4 protein-coding genes are annotated in these 4,626 nt (G+C 35.6%); all 4 read left to right on the top strand.

All coding sequences use genetic code 11. From position 1 onward, the window contains the following. Nucleotides 1–624: GNAT family N-acetyltransferase (locus tag SA378_RS04935; protein WP_318524874.1), on the top strand; the 624-nt coding region annotated here is incomplete at its 5' end. Between the two features lie 227 nt (nucleotides 625–851). Next, complete coding sequence (locus tag SA378_RS04940) at nucleotides 852–1,244, top strand: hypothetical protein (RefSeq protein WP_318524875.1); 393 nt, start codon at nucleotides 852–854, stop codon at nucleotides 1,242–1,244. Between the two features lie 475 nt (nucleotides 1,245–1,719). Next, a complete protein-coding gene (locus SA378_RS04945; RefSeq protein WP_318524876.1) occupies nucleotides 1,720–3,360 on the top strand; it encodes a redoxin family protein in 1,641 nt (546 codons plus the stop codon). Nucleotides 3,361–3,908: 548 nt separating this feature from the next. After that, entirely contained in the window at nucleotides 3,909–4,391 is a 483-nt protein-coding gene (locus SA378_RS04950; RefSeq protein WP_318524877.1) for a hypothetical protein, read from the top strand. Nucleotides 4,392–4,626 lie beyond the last annotated feature (235 nt).

Here is a 4,626-nt window from a genome sequence, read left to right on the forward strand (position 1 = left end):
CAATCAAATCTTTCGCCGGGACTTGCAAAAATTGCGCCATACCTTACTTGCCCCCGGGATAGTTTCTCGGCTAAAGTACCAGGACAGGTGGCCGGATGGCTGCGTCAGGTAACACTTACTGCCCATACCCGCTGGCCGTTGTACGCAAGCTTGAAAGAAATTGCACCGATTCAAGATATAACATCAAAAGGAGATGACATGATTAGAAAGCGAGAGGAAAAAGATAATGATGAGATAATGAATGTTTGGTACCAGGCATCAAGTTTAGCTCATCCATTTCTGGAAGCTGATTTTGTAGAAAAAGCAAAAAAAGATTTGAGAGATGTTTATATTCCAAATACAGACACTTGGGTTTACGAAGAAAATAATTCTGTAATTGGCTTTATTAGTATGATAGGCAATGAAATCGGAGGACTATTTGTATTGCCAAATAACCACTTTAGAGGAATAGGGACACGACTGGTAAATTTTATCAAGGAATTTCACGTTGAATTGGAAGTGGAAGTTTTTGAGAAAAATGCGATTGGTAGAGCTTTTTATGAAAAATATGGTTTCGTACAGATAAGAAGATATTATCATACAGAAAGCAACAATGACATATTAAGACTGCACTACAAGGACTGAAAAGCCTGCGTACAACAAATGCTAAATTCCAGCTGGGCAGATTTAGTGATAAGCAAGTTTTTCCTATCTTCGTTTTGACATTATCATGGGATAGAACTGATCCTCCTAACTCCCAGCCGTAACTTAGCATCAAACGTTAGCCGTAAGCGGTTAACAACCTGCACACTAGAGAAAGTTTAACATGACAATTCCGTCTAAAGAATGAAGCTTCTTAAACATATTTAATTATGAAAAAATTGAGAATGGATCATGAACTCCCTATTTCAACCACTGAATGGGGATGGAAATATCATCACCTTGGCATCCCTACTAAAAAGAAAATGCCCGGTGAGACATACCTTAAAAAGTTCAAATTTTATGTCTCAGGTTTTTCCACTTGTCCCTTTGGCATTGAGTGGATGAGATTCGAAAAGGAAAGTCCAGTTAACAAACTAATTCAATCTGTTCCACATATTGCATTTGAGGTTAACAGCATAGACTCTGAGCTGACGAAACATGACTTTAATGTGATTTCCATACCCGAATCAAACTTTGATGGAATAAAAGTCGCGATGATTGAATATAATGGAGCTCCAATTGAACTAATCGAATTTGAGAAGAAAAAAAACGCCTTCGGCTAACACGGACGGTATAATTAATGGGCATTGTCACACTTTTTGCTTTTACTCCTGCTCCCAAGACAGATCTGTAATAGCTTATACCGCGATCGCGCCAGTGCGCGCAACCAAACTTGTAACCGGTGATAAATTTCTGGCTCCGAACTAACTTGTCCCGTGACACTCGTAATGCTCAACAAAGTTTGTACCCGGACGGCAAAAAGTGCGCCATACCCTCCTTGCACCGTGACAAATATCTGGCTAAAGAACCAGGACCTTGCCCGGTGCTTGCATCGGGTAACACAACCTCCCCATATTGCCGGGCCGTTATAGTGCATTCGTGCCACTGAGACTGACTCAATAAATGCCTAAGTAAACGCACTATAACTCAATAAAAATTGTAATAATTTGAATGAATATATCGTTTAACCGGAACATCACATAAATTATCTGGACTAAGCTATAAATAATCAAAAGACCTCCTAATAATCAGACTCATATGAAAAAACAAAGAATTTTGACTCTCTTGATAGTAATTTTTGCAGCAATAAATTCATATGGTCAGGAGATACTAACTTCTTCAAATCCAATTCAACCTGGGGAAGTTACAATTATTGGTCATATAAACAAATACAAAGGTGAATTCCAAACTGGGAGTATAAGAGTTGTAGATGCTGTAACTGGGAGTTGCCAAAGTATAGATAACCAAGAGTTGATTTCAATTGACTCTACTGGATACTTTAAAACGACTTTCGATCTTGTATGTCCAACTAGGTTTTCTTCCATCGAAATAGGAAAGACTAATACCTATTTATATCTCGTACCAGGAGAGACTTATAATATAACTATCAACGAAAACGGAACTCATTTTTTTTCAGGTGAAAATAGTGAACTAAATAATGATATTTATGAGCTGACTATAGCTATAAACAACAAGTTTAAAAAAGATAGAAATAAACCAAACCTTTTTTATAGAAATGATCAATACGATTTTCAATCTCTTGAAAAATTCTGTGATGATTTATTAAAAAGAGAATTAACTTTTGTTGATGAATATTGTAAAAAAAACAAGATAAGTCAAAAGGCAATTGACCTTATCAAGCTTGATTTAGCATATGAGCCTGCTTGGGCTTTAATCCTTTATCGTTTGGATATTTCTTACCCTTACCCAGCGAGACGAAAAGATCTTCCATCAGATTTCTACCAGCATTTGTTTAATAAATATCAAATCAATAATTCAAATGCTATTGGATCCAGAAACTATAGTAATTATATCGCTAACATCAGAGATATTATATGGAAGGATTATAATTTGAATGATGGAATTATTGACTACTTCAGAGAAACTAAGAAATTTTCCGATCGGGAATTATTCTTGATTTCTAAATTCTATGGTAGGGATACAACAATTACGAGATCAAAAGAATATCAAGAGTTTTCAGATGCACGACGAGGAGATATCAATCAGTTCACAAACAAATATTTAATAAAAATACTCTTAGAATCGGTAAAAAATTTCCCAAAGGGGATAGGAAGAGATCTGATCATTTCACAAGGGATTTCAAGGTGCTATTCAAATGATATAACATATTCTCCTTCCCAAGATGAGTGGACCCAAATGGATTCATTGATTTCTAATAAAAACATTCTCTCCTACTTAAGAAAAACAGATCAGTTTTATCAGGCAAAAGCCTTCAAACCATTGAATAACAATACAAACATTCTTCCACCTCTTCTTAAAAATGAAGCTGATAAGGTTTATGAAAAACTTATTGGGAAATATAAGGGTAAAGTTGTATACATAGATTTTTGGGCAACATGGTGTGGTCCTTGCAGACAAGAGATACCTCATGGAAAAGTAATAAGTGCTCATTTCGCTGGACAGGATGTGGTATTCTTGAATTTATGCAATAGATCAGATAAAAAGAATTGGGAAACATTAGTTAAATCAGAGAATATGGCCGGGGATCATTATCTTCTTAGCCCTGACGAATATAATATACTATCAAAACTATTTAATATTCCTGGTGTACCTACTTATGCTTTGATAGATAAGGGAGGGAATATAATTAATAAAAATGCTCCGCGTCCAAGTCAAGGAAAAATGACAATTGCTGCAATAGACAAGCTTTTAAAATAATAAACGCACTATAGCACGGACGGTATAATTAATAAGCTCCCCGTTTGAGGCGGGGCAGGCTGTCACAATTTTTGCACCCCCTCCAAGACAGATTACATGACCATCAAAACTTCTGATACTCAACAAAATATTTTGGCCAATGGTGGACAGGTTAGTGTAAAATCCGGACTAATAACTTGTACCGGGATTGGCAAAAACTGCGCCATGGTGGCTTGCCGCCGGAACTTCTTTGTGGCTAAAGAACCGGGATCCGAACCGGCGGACTGCGCCACCAACGTTTACTCCCTCAACCGCCGGGCCGTTATGGTTAATGATTGAAATTCTGCACGTTATAGAGCACTCTCTCACTAACCAACTTAAAAATGAGGTTCACATATCAAGATAATTCCTGCTATCTATCGGGAATATTTACTGGTAAAATATCTGTGAAACAGGACAATTTTGCCTCCTCTGCCAGGATAAATAATTAGAATATCTACTTACTTTTATCCCATCAATAATTCTATTTATTCAAAACCAAACCAAGTAATATAAATACTCCAATCCTAATGGGAAAAAACATTTTCAAAGCCAAACAACATTTCGTTTCATGTACTCAACTTTTAAACTTTAAACCAGAAAAGGTTTTTCCTTTATTATGCCCTCAGAGAGAATATGATTGGATAGAATCTTGGAAAGGCAAAATAATATATTCAAAATCAGGGTTTGCAGAATTAGACTGTGTTTTTTCTACTGATTTACCTGGAGATATAAAAGAAATATGGACAGTGGACCTTTTTAATAAAAATGAAAAGATACAATTTGTCAGATTTACAGAATCTAGAGTAATTAGATATAGAATAACACTCATTGACAACAAAAATGGGACAACTACCGCCAAATGGGAACAGACTATTACTTCTATCTCTGAAGTAGGCAACTCATTTATTGAGAATTTCTCAGATATTGAGTACGAAACTAAGATAAAATCTCTGGAAAAAATGCTAAACTATTATCTGACTACCGGACAGATACTGAAAATGATAGAATAAAATCAAACCTTTTCAAAAAAAGTCACATTATTACTTTAATAATTTCAAATTTCTATTTAAGTCACTTTCATATACCAGGATCTCAACCCGTGACAAAAATCGGTTTGGTGTGACAGTTTAAACAATATCACTAACCATAACACGGACAATGCTATGAAAAGCAATCGCCCCGGATTAACAAAGGTAAATAATATTCTTCTCCTATAAACTTCTTCAAAAATCCTATAAAATCACA

Source organism: Sedimentibacter sp. (assembly GCF_033447055.1).
GTDB lineage: Bacteria > Bacillota > Clostridia > Tissierellales > Sedimentibacteraceae > Sedimentibacter.